The following is a 26103-nucleotide window of genomic DNA, read 5'->3' as shown; positions in this document are numbered from 1 at the left end:
TCACAACGCCGGCCGCCATGTCGCTCAAGTGGCCGTATCGGGCACTTTACCGGAACAAAACGTAGACAGTTCTGGTCTTTCGCTACCGAATCACTACATTCGGGGGAGATGTCCGGCTTTTCCGAAGACATGCCCTTTTTTGACGAACCCGATGCGCGGCCCACGGCCCCGTCGGGCATTGCCGCGCGCGCCATGGCTGCGCGCGGCGGCCAAAACAATGCGCCGGACTATCTGAGGGGGCTTAACCCCGAGCAGCGGCTTGCGGTGGAGACCACCGAAGGCCCGGTTCTGGTGCTGGCCGGCGCCGGCACCGGCAAGACCCGCGTGCTGACCACCCGCATCGCCCACATCCTCGCCACCGGCAGGGCGTTCCCGTCGCAGATCCTGGCCGTGACCTTCACCAACAAGGCCGCGCGCGAAATGAAGCAGCGCATCGGCATCCTGATCAGCGAAGGCAATGTCGAGGGCATGCCGTGGCTCGGCACCTTCCACTCGATCGGCGTGAAGCTGCTGCGCCGCCATGCCGAGCTTGCCGGCCTGAGATCCGACTTCACCATCCTCGACACCGACGACGTCGTGCGGCTGATCAAGCAGCTCATCCAGGCCGAGGGCCTGGACGACAAGCGCTGGCCCGCGAAACAGTTCGCCCAGATGATCGACGGCTGGAAGAACAAGGGCCAAGGCCCGGCCGACATCGCCGAGGGCGATGCGCGCAGCTTCGCCAACGGCAAGGGCCGCGAGCTCTACAAGGCCTATCAGGAGCGCCTGCAGACACTGAACGCCTGCGATTTCGGCGACCTGCTCTGCCACCCGATCCGCATCTTCCGCGCCAATCCCGATGTGCTGAAGGACTATCACCGGCGCTTCAAATACATCCTCGTCGACGAATACCAGGACACCAACACCGCCCAGTACATGTGGCTGCGCCTGCTGGCGCAAAGGCCCGAAGGCAAGCCGATCTCCCCCCATGTGGGGGAGATTGGGCGCTCTTCATCCGAGGGCGGAGGCAAATCCACCGTAAACATCTGCTGCGTCGGGGACGACGACCAGTCCATCTATGGCTGGCGCGGCGCCGAGGTCGACAACATCCTGCGCTTCGACAAGGATTTTCCCGGCGCCACCATCATCCGGCTGGAGCGCAATTACCGCTCGACCGCGCACATACTGGGCGCCGCCTCCCACCTCATCGCCTACAATGAGGGCCGTTTCGGCAAGACGCTGTTCACCGATCGCAACGATCCCGAGGACGGCAAGGTCAATGTCCACGCCGCCTGGGATTCGGAGGAGGAAGCCCGCGCCATCGGCGAGACCATCGAGGCCTACCAGCGCCAGAAGCATAATCTCAACGACATGGCGATCCTTGTCCGCGCGTCCTTCCAGATGCGCGCCTTCGAGGACCGCTTCATCACGCTCGGCCTCAACTACCGCGTCATCGGCGGCCCGCGTTTCTACGAGCGCATGGAAATCCGCGACGCGCTGGCCTTCTTCCGCGTTGTCGCCAACAGCACCGACGACCTCGCCTTCGAGCGCATCGTCAACGTGCCCAAGCGCGGCCTGGGCGAAGCGACCATCCGCCAGATCCACGACACGGCGCGCAGCCTGCGCATCCCGATGCTGGAGGCGGCGGGCACACTCGCCGAAAGCGACGAGCTGAAGCCGAAACCCCGCGCCGCGCTGCGCGAGGTCGCGGCCAATTTCGAACGCTGGAAGAAGGCGCTGGAAACCACGCCGCACACCGAGCTCGCCGAGACCATTCTCGAAGAGAGCGGCTACACCGACATGTGGAAGAACGACCGCTCCGTCGAAGCGCCCGGACGGCTCGAGAACCTGAAGGAGCTGATCCGCTCCATGGAGGAGTACGAGTCGCTGCGCTCCTTCCTCGAACATGTCGCCCTGGTCATGGATGCCGAGCAGAATGCAGGGCTCGATGCCGTTTCCATCATGACGCTGCACTCGGCCAAGGGCCTCGAATTCGAGACCGTCTTCCTGCCCGGCTGGGAGGAAGGCCTCTTTCCCCACCAGCGTGCGCTGGACGAAGGCGGCCGTTCGGGGCTTGAGGAAGAGCGGCGGCTCGCCTATGTCGGCCTGACGCGGGCCAAGAAGAACCTGCATATCTGGTTCGTCTCCAACCGCCTGATCCACGGCCTGTGGCAATCGACCATCCCGTCACGCTTCCTCGAGGAACTCCCGGAAGCCCATGTCGAGGTCGCCGAAGCCGGCAATTCCTACGGCGGCTACGGCAATCCCTATGGCGGCGGCTCGTTCGCGTCCGGCCGTGGCGGCGGCCAAGGGGCAGGAAGACAGAACCCGTATGGCGCCTCGCGCTTCGACAATATCGGCGCCAATTCGGGTGGCGGGGAAAAGTCCGGCGCCTTCTCCAACACCTATTCGACGCCGGGCTGGCAGCGCGCGCAGGCCAACCGCACCGAAGCGACCGACCGCAACTGGGGCACGCGCTCGGGCCATCAGGTCGAACGCATCGGCTATGGCGAGACAGACTCCGGCTACGGCGCCGGCCGCACCAGCGTAAAGGGCCGCACCATCGACGGCGAACTGGTCGCCAAATCCGTCTCCGACACGCCGTCGGCCTTCAGCGTCGGCGACCGCGTGTTCCACCAGAAATTCGGCAACGGCAATATTTCAGCCATCGAAGGCAACAAGCTGACCATCGACTTCGACAAGGCCGGCCAGAAACGCGTGCTGGATGGATTTGTGGCGGCGGTGTGAGTTGAATGCGGCTAGCCTCGCAAGGCCGGCTTTCCACCTCAATCCACCTTCTTCTCGCCCTTCTCCCCGGCCTTCACGATATCCCCTGTCGTAAACAGGATTTCCTTCAGTTCCACGCGCCAGTCCGTCTTCTGGCGCAGCAGGAATTCGAGGTCCATGCCGAAATGCTTGAACTCCTCGCTCTGCGCGTTCTTCATGATCGCCTTGGCCTGCGGGTCCTTTTCGACCGACATGCGCTGTTCGTACCAGCTGATGGCTTCCGCCTCCTCGATCAGCGAGGCGATCATGCGGGCAAAGGTCCGCACCTCCTGCGACAGTTCTTCCGGCGGTTCGTGATACTGGTCGAAACCCATGTCGTCCTCCCTCAACGGCTCGCAAATGGAGCCAGGCATTGGCCCGCTTCCATGAATGCGTGGGAAGCGCCGCGGGTTCCGGGACAACGGCCACAATTCAGGACGGTGGATCCGCGAGCTATCTCACGACACCGGCGCCGCGCCGCCCTCTTCCGTGCGCCGCGCGATGAATGCGTCGAGCACGCCTGACGTGGCGGCGGCCGTTGCCGGCGGCTCGAAATCGGCGAGGATGCGTTTCCAGACGCCGGTGGCGCGTTCGGTGGCGTTCTTCGACCCGCTTTGCGTCCAGTTGCCGAAATTCGACCAGTCGGCCACCAGCGGCTCGTAGAAGGCGGTGCGGTAGCGTGCCATGGTGTGGCTGGCCGAGAAGAAGTGGCCGCCCGGCTGCACTTCGGCGATGGCCTCGAAGCCGATTGCGTCGTCGTCGCCGGGCGTTGCTGTACAAAGTTCCGCGATCGTCTGCAGCGCTTCGATGTCGGTGACCAGCTTTTCCAGGGAAACACTCAAGCCCCCTTCCAGCCAGCCGGCCGCATGGATGCAGACGGTGGCGCCCGAAAGCACCGAGCCCCACAGCGCGAACTGCGTCTCGTGCGCGGCCTGCGCGTCCGAAATGTTGGCAGCGCTGCCGCCGCCCGAGCGCCAGGGCAGACCGGTGTAGCGCGCCAGTTGGCCTGCACCCAGTGTGGCCTTGACGTGCTCCGGCGTGCCGAAGGCCGGTGCTCCCGATTTCATGTCGACATTGGAGGAGAAGGAACCGTAGACCACCGGCGCGCCCAGCCGCACGATCTGCGCCAGCGTCAGCCCTGCCAGCGCTTCGGCATGCTGCAAAGTCAGGGCGCCGGCCACCGTGATCGGCGCCATCGCACCGGCCAGGCAGAACGGCGTGATGATCAGGACCTGGCCCGCCTTGGCGAAGTCGATGATGCCTTGCGCCATCGGAATATCGAGCTGGCGCGGCGAGTTGGTGTTGATGACGGTGTAGCAATGCGCGCCCGAGCGGAACTCGTTTTCGGACAACCCACGGGCCAGCCTGATCATCTCGAAACTGTCATCGACCTGCGGCGTGCCGCGCGCGAACACGAATGGGAATTTGTCGGACAGTGTCAGCTGCGCCCGATTGACGGCATAGTGGCGCAAGCGATTGTCGATGTCCTGCGGCTCGATACACGGCCCCAGCATGTGCAAGACATCGAAATGCTGCACCAGCTTGATGAGCTCCTCGAAGGCGACCAGCGTTCCGGGCCGCCGGCCGCGGTCGAGATCGGTGACGTTGGGCGCGCCGGAGCCCGCCAGGAATGTCATGGAGCCCAGTTCGAGCGCCAGATCGCGAGCGCGCGCGCCTGCATTGGCGTGGATCGATCGCGGCGCCGAGGCTAAGGCTGCCACCACCATGTCGCGGCCGATGCGCACCATGTCGGTTTCGGGATCGACCAGGGCGCCGGCGCGGGCGAGCACCTCGCGCGCCTCAGGCAGCAGCACCTTGATGCCCAGTTCTTCCAGCACGCGCAGCGCCGTGTCGTGGATCGACGCCACCTGGTCGTCGGAAAAGATCGGCTGCGGCAGGAATGGATTCCTCAGCGAGCGGTAATTGGGCTTGCGGCTTGATTCACTGCCGGCCTCGCCCGTGCGTCCGCGCCGGCGTTCGCGCCTGCTGTCTCGTGCCGCGTCATCGATCATCGCGAATTCCCTCCTCATTGCCGCATCGCCTTGCCCTGGGGATCATGGGGCGAGGCCGCGCTGACCAGTGCCGGCCGTTCGACGCCGACAATGTGCACGCAAAGCTGCGTCCCCTCCCCGGCGAAATCGTCGCCCACCAACGCCAGCGCGACGCTCTTGCCGATCGTGTAGCCAATCCGCCCGAGGTGACGAAGCCTACGCGGCGGCCTCAAGGCTTCCCTTCCGGTCAGTTCGAAGCCGGTACTCTATATGTGCTAGACATATGTGTCCAGTACGCCGGCGGACCGGCATCGCGCACTGTCACGCAAGCATCATGTTCACGCCTTAGATCGCTTTTGGGGAGGCGCGCGCGGCATCGTCGATGCGGCACCTCTTTCCGTTTTTTGTCCTTCGGCCGCTCCGGCATGCTTCGTCACAAAGAGGATTGTCCATGAAACACCTGCACCGAACCGCCTCGCTCGGCGTCGCGCTGGCCTTGTTCACCGCCCTGACACCGGCGCTTGCCGACGGCGTGGCCTACATCAACAAGGGCCTGGTCGGCGTCGGCCGCATGCCGGCTGCTCAGCGCGACAAGTTCGGCGAGACCTTCGGCTCGGGCTCCGGCATGGCAATCGACACTACAGGCTGGACGCATGATGCCGGCACCTACAAGGGATCGCTCTGGCTCCTGCCCGACCGTGGCTACAATGTCGCCGGCACCACCGACTACCGGCCGCGGCTCAACACCATCGGCATCGAGTTCACGCCTGTCGCGCCGGGTGCGGCTCCCGCCGCCGGCCAGGAGCAGACGGGCGTCAAGGCGACGCTTGCCGACACCATGCTTCTCACCGACGACAAGGGCGCCGATGCCACCGGCCTCGATCCGCTGTCGGATGTACGCCCTGCCGCCGGCGACATGCCGATGCTGCCCGTCGCCACCAACGGCAAGCTCGCTCTCGACAATGAGGCCATCGTGCGGCTGCCCGACGGTTCGATGTTCATCTCCGACGAGTACGGCCCCAACATCTACAGGTTCTCCGCGCAAGGCCGCCTGATGTCGGCGACCCAGCCGCCGGCAGCCCTCGTGCCGATGCGCAAGGGAGCACCGAACTTCTCCTCCGACAATCCCGGTCCGGGTGCCGCCGACCCTGATCCGAAGGATCCCGAAACCGGGCGCCAGAACAACCAGGGCCTCGAAGGCATGGCGATGACGCCGGACGGCAAGTTCCTGATCGCCGTGCTGCAGTCGGCGCCGAGGCAGGACGGCGGCGATTCACCCTCGACGCGCCAGAACACCCGGGCGTTGGTCTATGATGCCTCCGACCTCGCCCATCTGAAGCTCGCGCATGAATACGTCGTGCCGCTGCCGGTGTTCAAGGATGCCAAGGGCAAGACCAAGGTCGCCGCGCAGAGCGAGATCGTTGCGCTTTCGGACACATCCTTCCTGATGCTGGCGCGCGACAGCGGCAACGGCCAGGGCCTGAAGAAGGGTGACGCGTCGCTCTACCGTCAGATCAACATCGTCGACGTGTCCGGCGCGACCGACATCGCGGGCGGCGCCTTCGACTCGGCCGACAAGCCGGTCGCGCCCAAGGGCGTGCTTGATCCCTCGGTGACGCCGGCCAAGCTGACGCCGTTCATCGACATCAACGCAGCCGCCGAGCTTGGCCGCTTCGGCCTGCATAATGGTGGGGCGAAGGACCACAACGAGCTTTCGGAGAAGTGGGAAGCGATGTCGTTGGCCAGCGTCCTCGACCCGAAGCTGCCCGACGACTATTTCCTGTTCGTCGGCAACGACAACGACTTCCTCGCCCAGGACGGCTTCCAGGTCGGCGCATCCTACAAGGCCGATGACGGCGCCGATGTCGACACCATGTTCCTGGTCTATCAGGTCACGCTGCCAGGTCTCGGCAAGAAGTAACGATCACTGCACAAGCGGGCGCGCCTGGCGCGTCCGCCTGTGCAGGTCGTGAAGGCTTACTTCAAGAACTCGGCGTCCTTCGGCACGCCCGCATCGATCGGCTCGGCCGTCCTGCTCGACACGGCCATGATCTTGCCGGCGGCAGACAGGTTGGGCCGCACGAAGACCTGGGCGGGGCCGTTGACGCGGCTGTAGAGGTCGATGATGTCCTGGTTCATGAAGCGCACGCAGCCGGACGACGCGTTCTTGCCGATGGAATCCCATTCCGGCGTGCCGTGCAGCCGGTACATCGTGTCCTTGCCGTCGCGGAAGAGATAGAGCGCGCGGGCGCCCAGCGGGCTCTGCGGTCCTGGCGGCATGCCGTCCTTGTATTTCGCCAGTTCCGGCCGGCGCAGGATCATTTCGGGCGGCGGCGTCCACACCGGCCACTTCTTGCGCGCCTGGACCACGGCGCTGCCAGTCCATCCGAAACCGGCCTTGCCGAGGCTGACGCCGTAGCGCATCGCCTTTCCGCCGTCGCGCACCAGATAGAGGAAATGCTCGGAAACATCGACGACGATCGTGCCAGGCTTTTCTCCGGTCGGATCGGCCACGATCTGCCGCACGAACTTCGGATCGAGCTTGGCAACCGGGATGGCCGGCAGTTGATAACCCTCGTCGGTGCGCGCCGCATACATGGTTGCGGTATCGCCGACAGCCGGCTCGCTTGGCGCGGCCGACGGCGGGACCGGCGCCACTGCCGGCGGCGCCACATCGGTCGTGGTGCACGCCGAGAGAACGACGGAAGCGCAGCCCAAAGCGGACGCGCCAAGAAACGCGCGCCGGCTCAGGCGCTCAGGAACAAGCGGAATATCGGACATGAACCCCCCGGTGAGAAACGCGGCCCAACGCGCCTGGGATCAATATCCCATTCCGCAAGCTTTGAGAACAGGATGGATCATGGCGTGAGCACCGTGGACCGTTCGCGCCCCCGCATCGACCTGTCGGGTTGAATCTGCAATCATCGCGCACCGGACTCGAGATAGGCTTTGTCGGCCATGAACGAAAAAATGCCCGCGCGTCGGCGCACCGGCGACCTGACCAGCGGCCCGATCCCACGCACGCTGCTGCTCTTCGCCTTGCCGGTGCTCGGCTCCAACGTGCTGCAATCGCTGAACGGCTCGGTCAATGCCGTTTGGGTTGGCCGCTTCCTCGGCGAATCGGCGCTGACGGCGACCTCCAACGCCAACCTCGTCCTGTTCCTGATCCTCGGCACGGTGTTCGGCATCGGCATGGCGGCCACCATCCTGGTGGCGCAGTCGGTCGGCGCCCGCGACCTGCCCGAGGCGCGCCGCATCGTCGGCACCAGCGCCACTTTCTTCTTCCTCGTTTCGGTGGTCTTCGCGGTCTGCGGCTGGATCTGGGTCGACGCCATCCTGGGCGCGCTTGGCACGCCGGCCGACGCCTTGCCGCTCGCACGCTCCTACCTGCGCATCATCTTCGTCGCCGTGCCGATGATGAACCTTCTGTCCTTCGTCATGACCGTGCTGCGGGGTGCCGGCGATTCCCGCACGCCCTTCATCTTCATGGCGCTGGCGGTCGTGCTCGACATCGTGCTCAATCCGCTGCTCATCCGCGGCATCGGCCCGTTTCCCGAACTCGGCATCGCCGGTTCCGCCACCTCGACGCTGATCGGCCAGACCGTGAGCGTTATCGCCATCCTCGTCGTACTCTACGCGCGCAAGCATCCGTTGCGGTTGGCCGGCACCAATCTCGCCCTGCTGCGCCCGGATCCGGCGCTGCTGCGCATCGTCGTCTTCAAGGGCGTGCCGATGGGCCTGCAGATGATCGTCATCTCGGCGGCGGCACTGACGGTGATGGGCATCGTCAACTCGTACGGTTCGCAGGTCGCCGCTGCCTACGGCATCGCCGCGCAGCTCTGGACCTACATCCAGATGCCGGCGCTCGCGATCGGCGCCGCGGTTTCTTCCATGGCGGCGCAGAATGTCGGCGCCGGCCGCTGGGACCGGATCGGCCGCGTTGCCGCCTCCGGCGTCGGCTTCAACCTCGTCCTGACCGGCGCCCTCGTCGCGCTGCTATGGGTCTTCGATCGCTCGATCCTGGGCCTGTTCCTGAGCAGTGACAGCGCCGCGATCGATATCGCCGCCCACATCAACACCGTAGCATCCTGGTCGTTCATCCTGTTCGGCATCACCATCGTGCTGTTCGCCACGGTGCGCGCCACGGGAGCCGTGATGCCGCCGCTGATCATCCTGGTGATCTCTGTGCTCATCGTGCGCACCGGCTTTGCCTATTACATGCGCGGCGTGATCGGCGAGGAAGCGCTGTGGTGGAGTTTCCCGGCCGGTTCGATCGCCTCGCTGGTCCTGGCCGCGGCCTACTACCGCTTCGGCGGCTGGCGCACCTTGCACATGATCGAGAACAGGCCGGCTGCCGGCGAGCCACCCGACACCGGGCTTGGCGTGCCGCGCCAGCGCGCGAACATGACGCCTGAAACGCCGAACGGCTGAAGCACGGCTGCTGGCGCGGCTGCTCAACGCCTCTGTCTGAGCCCGAAGGCGAGCGCCACCAGCGCGAACGCGATGATCATGGCCGCGAAGGCCAGGCTCGCGGCGACGGGGCTGGCATAGGTCGACACGACGCCGATGCCGATGACAGGCAAGGCGTTGCCGACAAAGCAGCAGACGAAGAAGCTCGACACCACTTCGGCACGGCGATCCTGTGGTGCGATCTCGTTCACCACCTGCAGGCCGCCCCGGTAGCCAAGCGCGGCCGCGACACCGCAGCAGGCCGTCGCCACGATCATCAGCGTCATCGAGGCCAGCATCTGCGCCGCCACCACCACCAGCACGCTTGGGATCATCAGGGCCAGGGCGGCCAGCATGGCCTTGCTGCTCTGCACCCGCATCAGCAACACGATGCTGGCCGCCGCGACGATCGCCAGTTCAAAGAACAGTGCGCCGGCAACGGCATGGTTCGTTTCGTTCAGCTGCTGCGCCAGGATGCTCGGCGCCAACGCGGCATAGAAGCCGACCAGCGCCATCGCGCCGAAACCGGTCACCGCCGGTGCGACGAAGCGCGTGCGTATCTTCTGAGGCACGGAGAGGCGCGGCCGCATCGAAATCCGCCCGAGGCCACCCGGCTTCGCCACCGTTTCACGGGTGCGCCAGACCAGGACCGCCACCACCGCGAGTGCCACGAGATAGACGACGAACACCAGCCGCAGGGGCCAGGGCTCGTATTGAGCCAATAGGCCCGATATCAGCGACCCGAAACCGAGACCGAGGAAATTGGTGCTGGTGGTGATGACGCTGGCACGCGATTTGTCGGCGGCGGGGAGAAGCTCGGCAATCCAGGCGGTTCCCGTTCCGGCGCCAACGCCGATGCCAAGCCCGCTCAGGATGCGCGCCACGTCGAGCGAGACGACATTTCCGGCGAACAGGAAGATAAGCGCGCTGACAATGGCCACGATCATCGCCGCCAGCGCTGCGGGCCGGCGCCCGACAACGTCCGACACGCCACCGAACACCAGCAGGGCGCCGAGATTGCCGACAACATAGACAGCGTAGATCAGCGTCAAGGTAATCTGCGAAAAGCCGAACTGCTGCTTGTAGATGATATAGAGCGGCGTCAGCGCCGTGCTGCCGGCAAACAGCACCGCGATCATCGCCGCGACAGTCGGGATCGCGAGGACGTCGCCGGCCTCGTTCTGAGTTTGCGCCAAATCACGAAAGGCCATGGCCAACCTCGTCATCAGTTTCAGGGATAGCGACGTTAACGCGCCCTTCGCGCCGGCGTTCCGGTGAACGGCCATGCTCCTGACACCACGGTGGGCCTTGCCCTGACTAGGCCGATGATCGCACAAAGGCGGATCGGGGCCAGCGGCCCCGATCCATCGCGGCATCCCTGGTGCCGTATCAGGTGCAATCAGTCCCCTTGCAGGAAACCGGGCCTACTTGCAGGAAAAACCGGGCGCGATCTTGCACTTGCCGGGACGCGGCTTGTGCGGTGGGCGATGGTGCGGAGGGCGGTGATGGGGCCGATGGTGCCAGTATGGCGGCCGATGCGGCGGGCGCACGATGATAACCGGCGGATGCACGACTTGGGCCCGCGAGAGATAGCCGGAGCTGGCCCAGCCGCTGACACCGCCGCCATGGATCCTGCACCAGCCAGGCTGGCAGCCGGTCACGTCAACCCGGAAGCCGGCCGGCAGCGTCCCGACCTTGGCGTATTCCGCGCCAGGCCCGGTACGAACGTTGAGGCTGGTCGTGGTATGGGCGCCGTAGGCGAAGGCCGCGGCGGACGTCCCGAAGACTGCGGCCAGGATGGTCGCTATCGCAAGCAGAAATCGAAATCTCATCAGTCCCTCCATCGAGTGCCGGCCGTTCGACTGCTTCGGCCGGGACAGCATCGCAACGGGAGAGGCCGCGGCGAGAAAAGTCAACAAGCTGCCGGGGCCGATCACCACGATCACCGGTCCTGCGTGGAAGTTTCCCCTGGTATAGTTGAGGAATTTTCCTCACACTGTTTATCGGCGCGCCAACATCCGCTAACGATTTACTATCTTTCGGCAATTCGTCGCGGACCGGGTGGTGATCATGGGCAAAGGCAGGGTCGAGGCATTCACCGACGGCGTGGTGGCGATCATCATCACCATCATGGTGCTGGACCTGAAGGTGCCGGAAGGCGAGGATTTTTCGGCGCTGCTGCCGCAGTGGCCGATCTTCCTATGCTACGTGCTCTCCTTCATCAATGTCGGCATCTACTGGAACAATCTGCACAACATGTTCCACACCGTGCAGCGTGTCGACGGCCACGTGCTGTGGGCGAACCTGCATCTGTTGTTCTGGTTGTCCCTGATGCCGGTGACGACCGCCTTCATGGGCGAGAACCATTTCGCCACGGTTCCCGTCGCGGTTTACGGTTTCGACCTTGTGATGTGTGCGACCGCCTACAGCATCCTGGTCATTGCGCTGCATCGGCTGCATGGGCCGGATACCGCATTCGCCAAGGCCATCGGCCGCGACCGTAAGGGAAGGATTTCGCTTGCCGTCTATGTGGTGGCTGTTGGGCTGACCTTCCTCGACCGGTGGATCGGCGTCGCGCTCTATGTCGCCGTCGCGCTGGTCTGGCTGGTGCCGGACACGCGTTTTTCGCGCGTTCTCGAAAAATAACTCTTTGTCCCTAGGGAAAGCGCTATGCGCTTTTCCCGGGAAAACCGCCTCATGCCTCTCCTGGAATTGCTTAACCGCGCATCGCCTTCAGCTTCTCCGCCACAGAAGCGGCAAGGTCAGCATAGCGCTCTTCCAGCCGTTCCGCCGCCTTGATAATCGAGAAATCATGGCCGAACTTCTCCAGCGCCATGCGCAGCTTCTCGACGAACTCCGCTTGCTTTTCCAATGCGGAGAACAAGGTTTTCACCTGGGCTTCGCTGATATCCGGGTTGGCCAGCATCTGTGGCACCTCGCGCCCCATCTGGTCGCCGGTGGCGGTCTGCTCCTTCAGAATTGCAACCCAATCCGTCAATCGGAAATCTCCCTATTGGCGTCGCAGCATGCGCAGCCACGACCGGACTGGTCAACCCGACAAGCCCCGATGGCGGCTTGCACAAGCCCGTTCCGGCGCTAAGTTCGGCGCCATCGAAAAAGGAAACCATCGCCGATGATCCCCGATACCGAGATCCAGACCGCCTTGCCCGCGCTTGGCCAAGGCAATACCGCCGTCATCACCGGTGCCGCCAGCGGCATTGGTCTTGCGGCGGCCAAACGGCTGGCGCTGATGGGCATGAAGATCGTGCTCGCCGACATTGGCGGCCCGCGCCTCGACGATGCCTCGCGAGCCGTTGCCGCGATTGCCGGCGACGACGCCGTGCTTGCCGTTGCATCGGACGTGTCGAATGCCGATGAGGTGGATCGTTTGGCCGACCGGGCATTCGGCGCCTTCGGCGCCGTCTCGCTGCTGATGAACAATGCCGGCGTCGGCGACAACCCGGGAAAACCCTGGGACAACCGCGACGGTTGGAAACGGCTGCTCGACATCAATTTCTGGGGCATCGTGCATGGCGTCGAAGCTTTCACGCCACGCATGCTGGCGTCGGCCAAGCCGGGCCTGATCGTCAACACCGGCTCCAAGCAAGGCATCACCACGCCTCCCGGCAACCTCGCCTACAACGTTTCCAAAGCTGGCGTGAAGACCTTTACCGAGGGCCTGGCACATGCGCTGCGCAACGAGCCCGGCGCCCGCCTGTCGGCGCATCTGCTCATCCCCGGCTTCACCTATACCGGCCTGACCGAAGGCGCGACCGAAAAGCCGGCGGGAGCGTGGACCGGTGAGCAGGTGATTGATTTCATGCTGGAATCGCTGGTCAGGGGTGACTTCTACATCCTGTGTCCCGACAATGAGGCCGCGCGGCCTCTGGACGAAAAGCGCATGGCCTGGGCGATCGGCGACATTATCGAAAACCGCCCTGCCTTGTCGCGCTGGCACCCCGACCACAAGGATGCGTTCGCGGCGTTCATGAAAGGCTGAGCCTCAAGCCGCGGTCTTCTTCGCACCTCGCTTCGGAGCAACCGCCTTCTTGGCCGCCATGGTGGCGATCTTCTCGTCGTGCCGCTTAGCCGCCCGCTCGCATTTGGCGCGGATCTCCTGGACCTCGGCTTCGGTCAGGTGCTCGATGCCGATGAAGGTGTTTTTGGCCGCGCTGACCCGTATCAGTTCGTCGAGCTTGGCCTGGATCGCCGCGCCGTCGCGATTCTGGGTGTTCTGGATGAGAAACACCATCAGGAAGGTGATGATCGTCGTCCCGGTGTTGATCACCAGTTGCCAGGTGTCCGAGAAGGCGAAGAGTGGCCCACTTACTCCCCAGACGATGACGATCAGGCAACAGAGTGCGAACGTGGGCGACAGGCCAGCAAGGTGAGCCACCCGGTTGGCGATTTTGGTGAAAAGCTTCTCGATCATGAACTCCCTCAGACAGCGCAACTCCGTGCGGGCACAAGAGAAAACAACCAGCAGCCATTTCAGGTTCCCGCGGGCAAAAAAATACAACCGATGCAATCGAATGCACGCATGGAGCGCGCAGGGAGGAAAACACACCTTATCGGTTCAATGTCATGGTAATCGCGCAGGCAAGAGCCTGTTCCTTCCGCTTCACAGCGGTTTACCTCCAGCCCCTTCCGCCGCGCCACCCCCGCATGGCGGAAGGGGTTTCATTCCGCAGAGCGCCAAGAACAGTTCCCTGCGCAGCCGTGACGGCGAGGCCTAAACCGTTCTCCGCGGGAGATTAAACGGCGTCGTTTTCCCAGCGGTCGAGGAAGGCTTCGATCGGCATTGCCTGCATGTCGGGAACCGCCCTGGCGAGTTTCTCGACCGGCCAGTCCCACCAGGCGAGAGCCTCGATGCGTGCCGCTATTTCAGGGGCAAAGCGCAGCCTGACCGGCTTCGCCGGCACGCCGGCGACGATCGTGTAGGACGGCACGTCCCGCGTCACCACCGCATTGGCGCCGATGACCGCGCCATTGCCGATGGCGATGCCTGGCAAGATGACCGCGCCGTGGCCGACCCAGACATCATTGCCGATGGTCACGGCCTTCGACCGCCGCCGGTCGCGAAACGCGGCATCGACACCCAGCCAGCGGAAATATTCGTTCGGCCGATAGCTGACCTTGTGCTGGGTCAGCCGCTCGATCGGATGCTCCAGCGCATTGATGCGGCTGTTGGCGGCGATGGAGCAGAATTTGCCGATCGTCGTATAGATCGCCTCGGCATGGCGTTCGAAATAGGAGAAATCGCCGACGATGACCTCGCGCAGCACGACGCGTTCGCCGATCGAGGCGTAGCGGCCAAGCTTGCAGCCCTTCATCTCCGCCGTTGGATGGATGCGCGGCTCGGGGTCCTTCGCGACGAGATCTTCGGAACGGTTCATGCCGGCGGCTTTACGTCAGAGCGATTGGTCCCGCAAGCAGGAGCCGGTCATCGCCAGAGTAGCACCAGGAAGAGTTCGCCCGCCTATTTCGGCTTGCTGTTGCTCCACACCACGTTCTGGCCGTAGAGCGGCACCGTCGTAACCGACATCTTGGCCGAGCCGTTTTGCACCTGGCGCGAGTGCGACAGATAAATCAGCGTCTCGTTCTTCTTGTCGTAGATTCGGTTCACCACCTGCTTCTTCCAGATCAGGCTGAGGCCTTGCTTGAACACCTCCTCGCCGCCCTCGCTCATGTCGATGTCGCCGATGGTGATTGGCCCGGTTTGGCGGCACGAGATCGAGGAGTCGCTGGGATCCTCGAACCAATTGCCCTTGTGCAGGCGGTCGATGACGCTTCGGTCGAAATAGGAGACATGGCAGGTCACGCCATCCACCTTCGGGTCCTTGATCGCGTCGATGATGATGTCGTTGCCGACCCAGTCGACGCCGACCTTGCCGACTTCCTCGGCAGCGGCGCTACCGGCGCCAAGCGCAATGAATGCCGCCAACGCGCCGCCGATCAGTTTCCGCCCAGCCAGTTCGAGCCCAATCAGTTCGAGCAAAGAAGCCTCCTCGGTTCGAGTTGCCGGTCTCAGGTGGGGCGGGCTGTGCGGCTTTGCAAGCAGATGTGGCAACACCACAGCGGTTGCGGCAACGCGGCACTTTGCCTGTGCGAGGCTGAACCGCTAAGACTGTGGCCGAACAAGGGCGCACGGCTTTGGCCGGCGCGCCCCATGACATTACAGACGGACTTTTCTGATGATGCGTTCTATCCTGGTCGGCATTCTCGTCCTCATGGCCGCCGGCATCGGCTGGCTGACCTTCGACTGGTATCGCGGCCATTATGGCGGCGAGCCTTTCGGCGCTGCCTTCACCCTGGTCGACCAGAAAGGCGCACCGATTACCGAGGCCGCTTTCCGGGGCCAGCCCAGCGTCGTCTTCTTCGGCTTCACCCATTGCCCCGAAGTCTGCCCGACCACGCTGTTCGAACTCTCCGGCTGGCTGAAGACGCTCGGCGACAACGGCAAGAACCTGCACGCCTATTTCGTCTCGGTCGATCCGGAGCGCGATACACCGCAGGTCATGAACGCCTATGTCAGCAATTTCTCCGACCGCATCACCGGCATCACCGGCGACCCGGACGAGGTCCATGCCATGGCCAAGGCGTTCGGCATCTACTGGAAGAAGGTCGACACCGGCGACGGCGACTACACCATGGACCACACCGCCTCGGTGCTGCTGCTCAACGCCAAGGGCGACTTTGCCGGCACAATCGCCTATGGCGAGAGCGCCGACACCGCCGTGGAGAAGCTGAAGCGCCTCGCCGCGAACGGCTGACCAGAATTCACATGACCCAGACGCGGCTCCACTTCACCACCGGAAAGATCGAGGCGGAGCGCATCTTCGCGGCGCTCGAAACGGCCTTCGAGGATGAAGGCCTGCCGATCGCCGTGCTGGAGGTCGATGAAGACGCCGACATCCATGAGGTCTCGCTCTATGCCGATGGCGACGTCGACGCGGTCGAGGCGCGGCTGAAGGACGTTCTCGCCGGCCTTGCTTTGTCGAGACCCGTCGAGCGCGAGGCGCTGCCCGACATCGACTGGGTGGCACGTTCCCTGGAAGGCCTGAAGCCGGTGCGCGCCGGCCGGTTCTTCGTCCATGGCGCGCATGACAGCAGGAAGCGTCACAGCGGCGAGCTCGCCATCGAGATCGAGGCGGGCCTTGCCTTCGGCACCGGCCATCACGGCACCACCGCCGGATGCCTCGAAATGCTGGAGAAAGTCGTGCGGCGCGAGCACCCGCGCAACGCGCTCGACCTCGGCACAGGCAGTGCGGTGCTGGCGATCGCCGTCGCCAAGCTGGCGCATATTCCGGTGCTGGCCACCGACATCGATCCGGTGGCGGTCAAGGTCGCCGCCGCCAATGCGCGGCTGAACCACGTCAAGGCGCTCATCGAGACGGTGACCGCGCCGGGCTTTCATCACCCGATCTTCGCCAGGCGCGCGCCCTTCGACCTCATCGTCGCCAACATATTGGCGCGGCCGCTGATGCGGCTCGCGCGGCAAATGGCAGGCCATATCGCGCTTGGCGGCTCGATCGTGCTGTCAGGCATCCTAGACCGCCAGCGCGATGCGGTGGTATCGGCCTATGTCGGCCAGAATTTCCGCCATATCAGCACCTTGCACCGCGAAGGCTGGGTGACGATCCACCTCAAGCGCTGAGGCCGGCAAAGCCATTGCCGATCAATGGTTGTCGGCAAGGCATCGCCAAGAGAATGCCGGCGCCGTCCGCTTCAGGCCTCGGCTGGACCAGCCCCATTTGGTTGTCAGCCAGGCAATGCTGTAGCAGGTTGCGCCAGCCGGAAATCGATTCCGATTTCCAGGCCCATGCGCTACGGTCAAGCTGATATCAAGAGGCCCATCATGTTCCAGACCTTCGATTCCGCGGGCGATCCGGCAGTCGGCAAGCCACGCGTGGCGCTGCTGCGCCAATGGCTCAGCGACAATGGCCTCGATGGCTTCATCGTTCCGCGCGCCGACGAGCACCAGGGCGAATACGTCGCCGATCGTTCTGCACGGCTGAAATGGCTGACCGGCTTCAGCGGCTCGGCCGGCGTCGCCGTCGTGCTGCGCGACCGCGCCTTCGTTTTTGTCGACGGGCGCTACACGCTGCAGGTGCGGGGCGAAGTCGACCTCGGCATCTTTTCGATCGAGAGCCTGGTCGACAATCCGCCCGCTGTCTGGCTCAGGGACAACATCGGCAAAGGGGCGCGGCTGGGCTTCGATCCCTGGCTGCACACGATCAGCGAGGTCAAGGCGCTGCAGGCCTCCGCCGATAAGACCGGCGCGGTGCTCACGCCGCTAGACAGGAACCCGATCGACATCATCTGGAAGGATCAGCCCGCCGCACCCGTAACCCCCGTCGAACTGCACCCGATCGGCTTTGCCGGCGAGCTCGCCAAGGACAAGCTGGCGCGGCTGGCAACGGCGATCGGCAAGGACGGCGCCACCCATGCGGTGCTGACCGACCCCTCCTCCATCGCCTGGGCCTTCAACATTCGTGGCGGCGACGTCCCGCATACGCCGCTGGCGCTCGGCTTCGCCATTCTCGCCGCCGACGGATCGCACCAGCTTTTCATGGAGCGACGCAAGTTCTCGCGTCAGGTGGCGGCCTACCTCACCCAGCTCGCCGATCCGCACGAGCCCGGCGAATTCGACGCCGCGATCGTGGCGCTTGCCAAAAGCGGCGCGAAAATCGCGCTCGATCCGGTGCTGGCGGCCGACCGTCTGCGCATGCTGGTCGAGGACAATGGCGGCACGGTCATTGCCGCGCCCGATCCCGCCCGTATTCCGCGCGCCACCAAGAACCAGGCCGAGATCAACGGCTCACGCGCCGCGCATCGCCGCGACGGCGCTGCGGTGGCCAAGCTTTTGTGCTGGCTCGACCGGCAGCAGCCCGGCACCCTCGACGAGATCGCGGTCGTCACCAGGCTCGAAGAGACCCGCCGGCAGACCGGCGAGGAAACCCAGATGCCGCTGCGCGACGTCTCCTTCGATACCATTTCCGGCGCCGGCCCGAACGGCGCCATCATGCATTACCGCGTCTCGCGCGCCACCAGCCGCAAGCTGCAGGCTGGTGAGCTGTTCCTGCTCGATTCCGGCGCGCAATACCAGGATGGCACCACAGACATCACCCGCACCGTACCGATCGGCCAGCCTACCGAGGAGATGCGCGAGCGCTTCACGCTGGTGCTGAAAGGCATGATCGGCATTTCGACGCTGCGCTTCCCCGCCGGCACGCGCGGCTCCGAGATCGACGCCGTCGCCCGCATGGCGTTGTGGAAGCATGGCTGCGACTTCGCCCATGGCACCGGCCATGGCGTCGGCTCGTACCTGGCCGTGCATGAGGGTCCGCAGCGCATCGCCCGCACCGGCACCGAAAAGCTGCTCGAAGGCATGATGCTGTCCAACGAGCCCGGCTATTACAAGGAAGGCGCCTACGGCATCCGCATCGAGAACCTCATCCTGGTGACGCCGGCCGAACAGATCGAGGGCGGCGACATCGCCATGCACGGTTTCGAGACGCTGACGCTGGCGCCGATCGACGTCAGGCTGGTGCGATCGGACCTGCTGACACGTGACGAACTGCACTGGCTCGACACCTACCACGCTCGCGTGCTGGCCGAGATCGGTCCGATGCTCGACGGCGAAACACTGGCCTGGCTGGAAAAGGCGACAGCACCGCTGCCGCACGACGTCAAGCAATAACATCCGTGGCAGCGCCGCTCGCAATCGGGAAAACCTGCTGCGGAAGCAGGTTCCGCAATGCCTGAACATTGGAAGAATTCGCTCCTCTGCGCCAGAACAACACGGTGAGCAAACTGTCGTCGCCGGACGGCAGTTCGTGCAGCCGCAGCCTGCTGCTTTCAGGAAAACCCGACAGCACGCTTTTCGGCATCAGCGCTATTCCCATGCCTGCCGCCACGCAGCCGAGCATGGCATGGTATGAGCCGAGTTCGACGGTTTTCTCAGCCATGAATCCTCGGCGCGCATACCATTCCTCCAGCCGCCTGCGATGCGGACAGCCGTGCTCGAAGGCGAGCATGGTCTTGGGCATGTCATCGCGATCGTCCACCGAAACACGAGAGGCCGCCGAGACAATTACCAACTGCTCGTGAAATGCGAATTGCTTTTCGAACGTCGCATCGGCAATCGGCTCGGCTGCGAGCGCGGCATCGAGTTCGCCGGCGAGCACGGCAGCCCCGAGAACCCTCGGGTTGCCCGTTCGCAACTCGATCTCCACCTCGGGGTGACGAGCGTGATACTCGCTGAGCAGGCCGGGAAGGCGAACCGCTGCGGTACTCTCCACAGCGCCTAGGCGTAACGTGCCGCGGGGGCGCGGGTCACGCATGGCCTCTCGCGCTTCCTCCGCAAGCGCCAGCAGCCGGTCGGCATAGTCGATCAACACGTGCCCAGCAGGCGACAGGCGCAGTCGCTTGCCCTCGCGGAAGAACAGCCGCACATCCAGATCCTCTTCAAGTTGCCGGATGCGTGTGGTCACGTTTGACTGGACGCGAAATAGTTTTTTAGCTGCTCTGGTGATCCCGCCTTCGCGCACCACCATGCTGAAAATGCGCAGATCGGTCAGATCCAATCATCTCTCCTGGAGAACAAAGACATCTTAATTATTCATTTTATCTCATGACCTACGTCGCGTAAATCGCCTGTCATTCATGCCAACGCGACCGAGCAAAAGGGATTGGGATGATCCACAAACCAGAACCTTTCGACATCGGGCCGATCGACCTTGGCGCATTGACGGCAGTGCAGCGCGACAACTTGTATGCCGACGCCGTGCGTCGCGCCCACCTGGAGAGATCGGACGCGATCCGAGGCAGCGCGGCACGGCACGCCTCGATGCTCAAGAAATCACGGCGCACTATTGGGGCTGTTGTTCTGTTCGCCGGGATCTTCGGTGCTGCGGTGATCAGCAGGCACATGTCTGTAGGAAAATAGATCGCTGTACCGAAGAAGAGACCGCGGTCGCAAGACAAGCTACCCCACGAACTGCCGTGCCAGGATCAGCACCACCGCCCCGGCCAGAAACATCGCCATCAGCCCGCCGCGCAGCGAAACCACCGCCGTGACGACCAGGGCTGCCCACTCCGCCGGTCCGGCATTCAACAATTCCGGCGCCACCAGCGTGGTCAACACGGCAGCCGGCACGGCGTTGAGACCGGCTTCCACGCGCGGATGGATGTGATCGAAGCGAGAGATGACCAGATGGCCACCGATGCGCGTGAGATAGGTGGCGATCGCGCCGGCGATGATGATCCAGAATGTCGTGCTCATGACCTTGCCTCCACGCCGCTGTGGTGCGGCGGCAGAATGACGGCGAGCAGCACGCCGGCAATGGCGCCGATCGACACGTGCCAGGGCGAACCCACCGTCTTGTAGGCGACGATCGAGGCGCAGGCGCTGGCGACGACCACCGGCAACCACAGCGGCCGCTTGCGAAAGCCCATCACGAGGCCGAGGAAATAGATCGGCAGCAGGAAATCGATGCCCAGCGCATGGGTGTCCGGGATGAGCTTGCCGAACAGCGCGCCGAGCGCGCTTTCAACGATCCAGAACAGATAGACCGGCAGGCCAAGCCCCAGATACCAGGCGAAGCCGACCGTTTGTCCGGACTGCGCCCGCGCCTCCGCGACCGCGAATTGCGGATCGGTGAGGATGAAATAGCCGAGAGCTTGGCTGATGATAGGCCAGTGCGCGATGCGCCGCCCGATGCCGGCGGAATAGAGCACATGGCGGAAGTTGACCGCGAAGATCGACAGCACGACCAACCATGGCGCGACATGCTGGCCAAACAGCTGGATGCCGACCATCTGGCTGGCGCCGCCATAGACCAGCGCGCTCATCAGGAAGGCTTCAAGGACCGAGAAGCCATTGTCGACGGCGAGCGCGCCGAACAGCACGGCGAACGGCGCCGACGCCACCACGACCGGCATGGAGAGCCGCACGCCCTGCCAGAAATCGCTTTTGCCGCCGCTCTCTGAAATCACGTCCGTCGCCATCGGCCACTCCTGATGCATGTCGCCCAAAACTGCCTGGCGATTTTGGGACAACGACATGCACGACAACAAAGGGAGTGGCGGTATTTAGGTGGCATGGCCTGCCGTGTCACACGAATTCGCTTGAGCCAAACGATCAGCGGAAATGATCGTCGACGCTTGCGTGGAAGCTCAGTCCTTCGCGGTCTTGCCCTCGATCGCCCTGCCCCAGTCGAGCAGCGGCTTGGCGCGCAAGGTGAAATCGACAAGTTCCTCGACCAGCTCCGGCCTGTGGATACCAGCCGGATCGATCGCGTGGCGGACGGCGAAATGCCGGTTGCGGATGGCAGCGACAAGATCCTTGTCGGCGACCTCTTCGAAGCCGCGCGGCGTGCGTTTCATGCCGCCTTCGGCATCGAGTTCGAGGCCATTTTTCCTCAGCGCCGCCACCACGGCACGAAACGTATCGGGATGGCTCGCGATGGCCTTGCGCATGGCCGTCAGCAGTTCCGGTGCCGGCTGCCACCAGGCGACGCCGGCAAAGCAGCGCTCGAGCCCGATATGGACGAAAAACACGCCCTGCTCCATCTTGGTGCCATCCGGCGACAGGATGGCCGAAAGATGTCGGTTATAGGGGCGCTTGTCCTTGGCGAAGCGCACATCGCGGTTGATGCGGAACAGCGATTTCTTGCGATCGCCGCGCAGGCCGAGGCCGGCTTCCGCAAAACGCTGCGTAAGCGTGTCGACGAGATCGCCCAGCGGATCGCGCAATTCCTTTTCGAACAAGTCGCGATTCTCCAGGAACCACTCGCGACTCTGGTGGAAATCCAATGCCTTCAGGAACGGAATGGCCTTGGAGCCGAACCCCTTGAACGCTTCGCCCGTCACGACTTGCCGACCCGCTGCAGCCAGGTGTCCTCGTCGATCACTTCGACGCCGAGTTCACCGGCAAGCTTGAGCTTGGAGCCCGCACCCGGTCCCGCCACCAGCAGATCGGTCTTGGCCGAAACCGAGCCGGCCACCTTGGCGCCGAGACGCTCGGCCATTGCCTTGGCTTCGGAGCGCGTCATCTTTTCCAGCGAGCCGGTAAAGACGATCGTCTTGCCGGCGACCTCGCTGTCGGCCGAGACGGTGACGATGTACGGCTTCGGTTTGACCTGCTCCAGCAGCTTCTCGAGCACGTCGTCATTGCGCTCATTGCCGAAGAAATCGCGCAGCGCATCGATCACCGTATCGCCAATGCCGTTTATCGATGGGAAGACGGCATGCGGATCCTCCGCCGCCGCCGTCTCCTTGCCCACGCGGATCAACTCCTCGATGGTCGAAAATGTCCGGGCCAATACGGCAGCCGTCGTCTCGCCGATATGGCGGATGCCGAGCGCGAAAATGAAGCGGTCGAGCTCCGGCACTCGGCGCGAATCGATGGCCGCGAACAGCTTGTCGAGCCCCTCATAGTTGCGGTCCTCGACGCTGCGCACGTTCTTGCGGGTCTTGCCGGACGCTGCCTCTCGCTGCCTGGCCTGCTCCTCGCGCCGCTCGGCCAGCGCCTTGGTCACGGCGGGCCGGCGCTCCCTGAGCGTGAAGATATCGGCGGCGGTCTTGATCAACCCGGCATTGAAGAAAGTATCGATGTTCTCCGCGCCCAGCCCCTCGATATCCAGGGCGCCGCGCGACACGAAGTGGCGCAGCCCTTCCACTGCTTGCGCCGGGCAGATCAATTCGCCGGTACAACGGCGCCGTGAATCCTCCTTGCCGGTCTTTTCGTTGATCTCGCGTGTCGCCGGCGAACCGCAGATCGGGCAGGTGTGCGGGAATTCGTACGGCACGGCATCGGGCGGACGCTTGTCGACGACGACACTGACGATCTGCGGGATGACATCGCCCGCTCGCTGGATCACGACCGTGTCGCCGATGCGCACGTCGATGCCGTCGCGGATCGGCTGGCCGGTGCTGTCCAGGCCCTTGATATAGTCCTCATTGTGCAGCGTGACGTTTTCCACCACCACGCCGCCGACCGTCACCGGCGCCAGCCGCGCCACCGGCGCCAGCGTGCCGGTCCGGCCGACCTGAATGTCTATCCTCTGCACGGTCGTCATCGCCTGTTCGGCCGGGAATTTGTGCGCGACGGCCCAGCGCGGCTCACCGGTGACGAAGCCCCAGCGGCGCTGCAACTCCAGCTGGTCGACCTTGTAGACGACGCCGTCTATGTCATAGCCGAGCGACGAGCGCTGCTCCTCGATCCGGTGATAATGCGCGACCAGCTCCTCGACCGACTTCGCCCGCACCATCAGCGGACTGATCTTGAAACCCCAATCGGCGAATTTTTGCACCGCTTCGTACTGCGTTGGTGCCGGATCCGCCGTCGTGTAACCCCACGCATAGGCAAAGAATTTGAGATTGCGGCTGGCGGTGACGGATGGATCCTTCTGGCGCAGTGACCCGGCCGCCGTATTGCGCGGATTGACGTAGTCCTGGCCACCGACAGCCGCCGAGCGCGCCTTGAGCGCCTCGAATTCCGCATAGGTCATGTAGACCTCGCCGCGTATCTCAATGATCTCGGGCCAGCCCGAACCTTTCAGCCTTGCCGGGATGTCGGCGATGGTCCTGAGATTGGCGGTGATGTCCTCGCCGACGGCACCGTCGCCGCGCGTCGCCCCCTGCACGAACACGCCCTTGTCGTAACGCAACGACGCCGACAGCCCGTCGATCTTCGGTTCGGCGGTGAAGGCGATGTCGAGATCCTTGTCGCGGTCGAAGAAGCGCCGGCCGCGCTCGATGAAATCGGCAACGTCAGTGTCGGTATAGGCCTTGGCGAGGCTGAGCATCGGCACGGCATGGCGCACCTTGGTGAAGCCTTCCGCCGGTGCGGCACCCACCCTGAGCGAGGGCGAATCCTCACGCACCAGCCCGGGAAAGCGCTCCTCGATGGCAAGATTACGCCGCCGCAACGCGTCATACTCCGCGTCCGTGATAACAGGCGCGTCCTCGGCATGGTAGCGCCGGTCGTGACCGGCGATCTCCTCGGCAAGGCGCTGGAGTTCGGCTTCAGCCTCGCTCTCGCTGAGCGAATCGACAGGTTTTTCGGCCATGCTTTTTGTCCCTGAACGGTGGCGCGTCACCATAGAGCATGATCCCGAAAAGTGGGAACCGGTTTTCGGAAAAGATCATTCCTGAACAGCAGGATGGAGCCATATCCTGACTCGCCCCATGACGCCCGATAGTCTCACGCCGCGTTTGTATTCTCGCGCAGCAGCCGCTCCGCGGCGGCGCGCGCCTCGTCGGTGATCGTGGCACCGGCCAGCATGCGGGCGATCTCCTCCTGCCGCGCCGTCCTGTCCATCTCGGCAATCCCTGTCGCAACCCGGTCGGTGCTGCCCGATTTGGAGATCAGGAAATGTGTCGCCGCGCGCGCCGCAACTTGCGGCGCGTGGGTGACGGAAAGCACCTGGACGCGCTTCGACAGCCGCGCCAGCCGCTGGCCGATGGCGTCGGCCACCGCGCCGCCCACGCCGGTGTCGATTTCGTCGAAAACCAGTGTCGGCGCCGAACCACGATCGGCAAGCGCCACTTTCAGCGCCAGCAGGAAGCGTGACAGCTCGCCGCCGGACGCGACCTTCATCATCGGCCCGGGCCGCGTGCCGGGATTGGTGCGCACCCAGAACTCAATCTGGTCGATGCCCTCCTCCATGCGCGTCTCGGCCTCGCTCTTCATCTCGACGATGAAGGCCGCGCGCTCGAGCTTCAGCGCCGGCAATTCGGCCATCACAGCCTTGGTCAGACCGACCGCCGCGGCATGGCGAAGCGAGGACAACTGTGCGGCGGCGATGTCGTAGGTTTCGCGCGCGGCGGCCACCTGCCTTTCCAGGCCGTGCAGGCGCTCCTCGCCGGCATCGAGGTCGGCAAGATCGGCAACCATCGTGTCGCGCAGCTGCGCCAAATCGTCGACGGCGACGCTGTGCTTGCGCGACGCCGCGCGCAGCGAAAACAGCCGCTCTTCGGCTTTCTCCAGCCGTTGCGGATCATATTCGGTGGCCCGAAGCGCAGCCTCGACGCCCGATTGCGCCGCATCGAGCGACAACATCGCTTCATCCAGCGACTTGACCACGTCCTCGAGCAGGCCGGGCGCCTCCGTCGCCTTGCGCTGCAACCGCCTCAGCAAACTGGCCAGTTGCGGCAAGGGCGAGGACGGACCCGACAGCACATCCTGCGCGTCGTGGATTTCGGAGGCGATCTTCTCGGCGCGCATCATGTGGGCGCGCAGCTCCGCAAGTTCGGTTTCCTCGCCGGGCTGCGGATCGAGCTTGGTCAGTTCGGCAACCGCGGCGCGCAGATAATCAGCCTCGCGCGCGGCGGCCGCCACCTTGGCGCGATGGCGCGTCAGCTCCTGCTCGCAGGCGCGCCAGTGCCGCCATGCCTCGCCGGTCGAGCGGACGGCACCCAGATGGCCGCCGAAAGCATCGAGCACATCGCGGTGTGCGCCGGGATCGACCAAAGCGCGTTCATCATGCTGGCCATGGATCTCGACCAGTGCGCGGCCGACATCGCGCATCAGCGTCACACTGGACGGCTGGTCGTTGACGAACACACGGGTACGGCCGTCCGCCGTCTGCACGCGGCGCAGGATGACGTCGCCGTCATCCTCGATGGCGTTTTCGGCGAGCAGCGCGCGCACCGGATGGTTGCGCGGAACATCGAACACGGCGATGACCTGGCCCTGCGATGCGCCATGGCGCACCAGCGAGGCATCGCCGCGCGCGCCGAGTGCCAGCGACAGGGCGTCGAGCAGGATGGATTTGCCGGCGCCGGTTTCGCCGGTCAGCACGGAAAGACCCGGCTGGAAGTCGATGTCCAGTTTTTCGATCAGGACGATATCTCGGATCGACAGTCTGGAAAGCATGAGAAACCGGACCTATTGCATGCCGCCCAAAAA

The 26103-nt window shown here is 64.4% G+C and carries 25 protein-coding genes; 9 read left to right on the top strand and 16 right to left on the bottom strand.

The window, feature by feature from the left end:
* Nucleotides 1–108: 108 nt before the first annotated feature.
* The gene (locus O7B34_RS09315; protein ID WP_337145757.1) at nt 109–2727 is read left to right on the top strand and encodes an ATP-dependent helicase; all 2619 of its coding nucleotides are present in this window, start codon (nt 109–111) and stop codon (nt 2725–2727) included.
* A 38-nt stretch (nt 2728–2765) separates the two neighbouring features.
* Here the strand turns inward: O7B34_RS09315 and O7B34_RS09310 are convergent, their stop codons facing one another.
* From O7B34_RS09310 to O7B34_RS09300, 3 genes are all read right to left on the bottom strand, one after another.
* The gene (locus tag O7B34_RS09310) at nt 2766–3080 is read right to left on the bottom strand and encodes a ferritin family protein (protein ID WP_337146123.1); all 315 of its coding nucleotides are present in this window, start codon (nt 3078–3080) and stop codon (nt 2766–2768) included.
* A gap of 123 nt (nt 3081–3203) precedes the next feature.
* Nucleotides 3204–4757, bottom strand: a complete 1554-nt coding sequence (locus tag O7B34_RS09305; RefSeq protein WP_337146122.1) for a trimethylamine methyltransferase family protein — start codon at nt 4755–4757, stop codon at nt 3204–3206.
* A 14-nt stretch (nt 4758–4771) separates the two neighbouring features.
* Nucleotides 4772–4969 (bottom strand): glycine cleavage T C-terminal barrel domain-containing protein, encoded by a 198-nt coding sequence (locus O7B34_RS09300; RefSeq protein ID WP_442920957.1) that lies wholly within the window; start codon nt 4967–4969, stop codon nt 4772–4774.
* A gap of 218 nt (nt 4970–5187) precedes the next feature.
* Between O7B34_RS09300 and O7B34_RS09295 the strand changes: the two genes are divergently transcribed.
* On the top strand, nt 5188–6657 hold the full coding sequence (locus O7B34_RS09295; protein ID WP_337145756.1) for an esterase-like activity of phytase family protein: 1470 nt from the start codon (nt 5188–5190) through the stop codon (nt 6655–6657).
* A 56-nt stretch (nt 6658–6713) separates the two neighbouring features.
* Here O7B34_RS09295 and O7B34_RS09290 read toward each other — a convergent pair whose 3' ends face one another.
* Nucleotides 6714–7517 (bottom strand): L,D-transpeptidase, encoded by an 804-nt coding sequence (locus O7B34_RS09290; protein ID WP_337142831.1) that lies wholly within the window; start codon nt 7515–7517, stop codon nt 6714–6716.
* A gap of 177 nt (nt 7518–7694) precedes the next feature.
* Between O7B34_RS09290 and O7B34_RS09285 the strand changes: the two genes are divergently transcribed.
* Nucleotides 7695–9167, top strand: coding sequence for an MATE family efflux transporter (locus O7B34_RS09285; RefSeq protein ID WP_337145755.1), 1473 nt, complete (start codon nt 7695–7697; stop codon nt 9165–9167).
* Between the two features lie 23 nt (nt 9168–9190).
* Here O7B34_RS09285 and O7B34_RS09280 read toward each other — a convergent pair whose 3' ends face one another.
* Nucleotides 9191–10396, bottom strand: coding sequence for an MFS transporter (locus tag O7B34_RS09280; protein ID WP_337145754.1), 1206 nt, complete (start codon nt 10394–10396; stop codon nt 9191–9193).
* 213 nt (nt 10397–10609) lie between these two features.
* The gene (locus O7B34_RS09275) at nt 10610–11017 is read right to left on the bottom strand and encodes an SH3 domain-containing protein (protein ID WP_337142828.1); all 408 of its coding nucleotides are present in this window, start codon (nt 11015–11017) and stop codon (nt 10610–10612) included.
* 238 nt (nt 11018–11255) lie between these two features.
* Between O7B34_RS09275 and O7B34_RS09270 the strand changes: the two genes are divergently transcribed.
* Nucleotides 11256–11831, top strand: a complete 576-nt coding sequence (locus O7B34_RS09270; RefSeq protein WP_337145753.1) for a TMEM175 family protein — start codon at nt 11256–11258, stop codon at nt 11829–11831.
* Between the two features lie 70 nt (nt 11832–11901).
* Here O7B34_RS09270 and O7B34_RS09265 read toward each other — a convergent pair whose 3' ends face one another.
* Nucleotides 11902–12183, bottom strand: a complete 282-nt coding sequence (locus tag O7B34_RS09265; RefSeq protein ID WP_023792142.1) for a hypothetical protein — start codon at nt 12181–12183, stop codon at nt 11902–11904.
* Between the two features lie 135 nt (nt 12184–12318).
* Here O7B34_RS09265 and O7B34_RS09260 point away from each other — a divergent pair, with 135 nt between their 5' ends.
* A complete protein-coding gene (locus tag O7B34_RS09260; protein ID WP_337145752.1) occupies nt 12319–13185 on the top strand; it encodes an SDR family NAD(P)-dependent oxidoreductase in 867 nt (288 codons plus the stop codon).
* A gap of 3 nt (nt 13186–13188) precedes the next feature.
* Here the strand turns inward: O7B34_RS09260 and O7B34_RS09255 are convergent, their stop codons facing one another.
* The 3 genes from O7B34_RS09255 to O7B34_RS09245 form a co-directional block, all read right to left on the bottom strand.
* On the bottom strand, nt 13189–13617 hold the full coding sequence (locus O7B34_RS09255) for a low affinity iron permease family protein (protein WP_337142851.1): 429 nt from the start codon (nt 13615–13617) through the stop codon (nt 13189–13191).
* A 322-nt stretch (nt 13618–13939) separates the two neighbouring features.
* Entirely contained in the window at nt 13940–14581 is a 642-nt protein-coding gene (locus tag O7B34_RS09250) for a DapH/DapD/GlmU-related protein (protein WP_337145751.1), read from the bottom strand.
* 83 nt (nt 14582–14664) lie between these two features.
* Nucleotides 14665–15183, bottom strand: a complete 519-nt coding sequence (locus tag O7B34_RS09245) for a CreA family protein (protein WP_337145749.1) — start codon at nt 15181–15183, stop codon at nt 14665–14667.
* Between the two features lie 196 nt (nt 15184–15379).
* Between O7B34_RS09245 and O7B34_RS09240 the strand changes: the two genes are divergently transcribed.
* From O7B34_RS09240 to O7B34_RS09230, 3 genes are all read left to right on the top strand, one after another.
* Nucleotides 15380–15958: an SCO family protein gene (locus tag O7B34_RS09240; protein WP_337145748.1), complete on the top strand. Its 579-nt coding sequence runs from the start codon at nt 15380–15382 to the stop codon at nt 15956–15958.
* Between the two features lie 11 nt (nt 15959–15969).
* Complete coding sequence (locus O7B34_RS09235) at nt 15970–16842, top strand: 50S ribosomal protein L11 methyltransferase (RefSeq protein ID WP_337145747.1); 873 nt, start codon at nt 15970–15972, stop codon at nt 16840–16842.
* A 201-nt stretch (nt 16843–17043) separates the two neighbouring features.
* Nucleotides 17044–18888 carry an aminopeptidase P family protein gene (locus tag O7B34_RS09230; RefSeq protein ID WP_337145746.1) on the top strand — a complete coding sequence of 615 codons (1845 nt, stop codon included), beginning with the start codon at nt 17044–17046 and terminating at the stop codon, nt 18886–18888.
* Here the strand turns inward: O7B34_RS09230 and O7B34_RS09225 are convergent.
* The gene (locus O7B34_RS09225; protein WP_337145745.1) at nt 18878–19774 is read right to left on the bottom strand and encodes a LysR family transcriptional regulator; all 897 of its coding nucleotides are present in this window, start codon (nt 19772–19774) and stop codon (nt 18878–18880) included. The genes O7B34_RS09230 and O7B34_RS09225 overlap by 11 nt on opposite strands.
* Nucleotides 19775–19884: 110 nt before the next feature.
* Here O7B34_RS09225 and O7B34_RS09220 point away from each other — a divergent pair, with 110 nt between their 5' ends.
* The gene (locus tag O7B34_RS09220) at nt 19885–20136 is read left to right on the top strand and encodes a hypothetical protein (RefSeq protein ID WP_337145744.1); all 252 of its coding nucleotides are present in this window, start codon (nt 19885–19887) and stop codon (nt 20134–20136) included.
* Nucleotides 20137–20175: 39 nt separating this feature from the next.
* Here O7B34_RS09220 and O7B34_RS09215 read toward each other — a convergent pair whose 3' ends face one another.
* From O7B34_RS09215 to recN, 5 genes are all read right to left on the bottom strand, one after another.
* Complete coding sequence (locus O7B34_RS09215; protein ID WP_027141660.1) at nt 20176–20472, bottom strand: AzlD family protein; 297 nt, start codon at nt 20470–20472, stop codon at nt 20176–20178.
* On the bottom strand, nt 20469–21197 hold the full coding sequence (locus O7B34_RS09210) for an AzlC family ABC transporter permease (protein WP_337145743.1): 729 nt from the start codon (nt 21195–21197) through the stop codon (nt 20469–20471). Before O7B34_RS09210 ends, O7B34_RS09215 begins: the two co-directional genes overlap by 4 nt.
* Before the next feature lie 168 nt (nt 21198–21365).
* Nucleotides 21366–22061, bottom strand: a complete 696-nt coding sequence (locus O7B34_RS09205; protein WP_337145742.1) for a DUF2461 domain-containing protein — start codon at nt 22059–22061, stop codon at nt 21366–21368.
* Nucleotides 22058–24262: an NAD-dependent DNA ligase LigA gene (ligA, locus tag O7B34_RS09200; protein ID WP_337145741.1), complete on the bottom strand. Its 2205-nt coding sequence runs from the start codon at nt 24260–24262 to the stop codon at nt 22058–22060. Before ligA ends, O7B34_RS09205 begins: the two co-directional genes overlap by 4 nt.
* 134 nt (nt 24263–24396) lie before the next feature.
* On the bottom strand, nt 24397–26070 hold the full coding sequence (gene recN / locus O7B34_RS09195; RefSeq protein WP_337145740.1) for a DNA repair protein RecN: 1674 nt from the start codon (nt 26068–26070) through the stop codon (nt 24397–24399).
* Between the last annotated feature and the right edge of the window lie 33 nt (nt 26071–26103).

It is taken from the genome of Mesorhizobium sp. Cs1299R1N3 (assembly GCF_037179625.1).
In the GTDB taxonomy this organism is placed as follows: Bacteria; Pseudomonadota; Alphaproteobacteria; order Rhizobiales; family Rhizobiaceae; genus Mesorhizobium; species Mesorhizobium salmacidum.
Note: the sequence above shows the minus strand (reverse complement) of the source record. Positions and strands in the feature narration are given on the sequence as shown.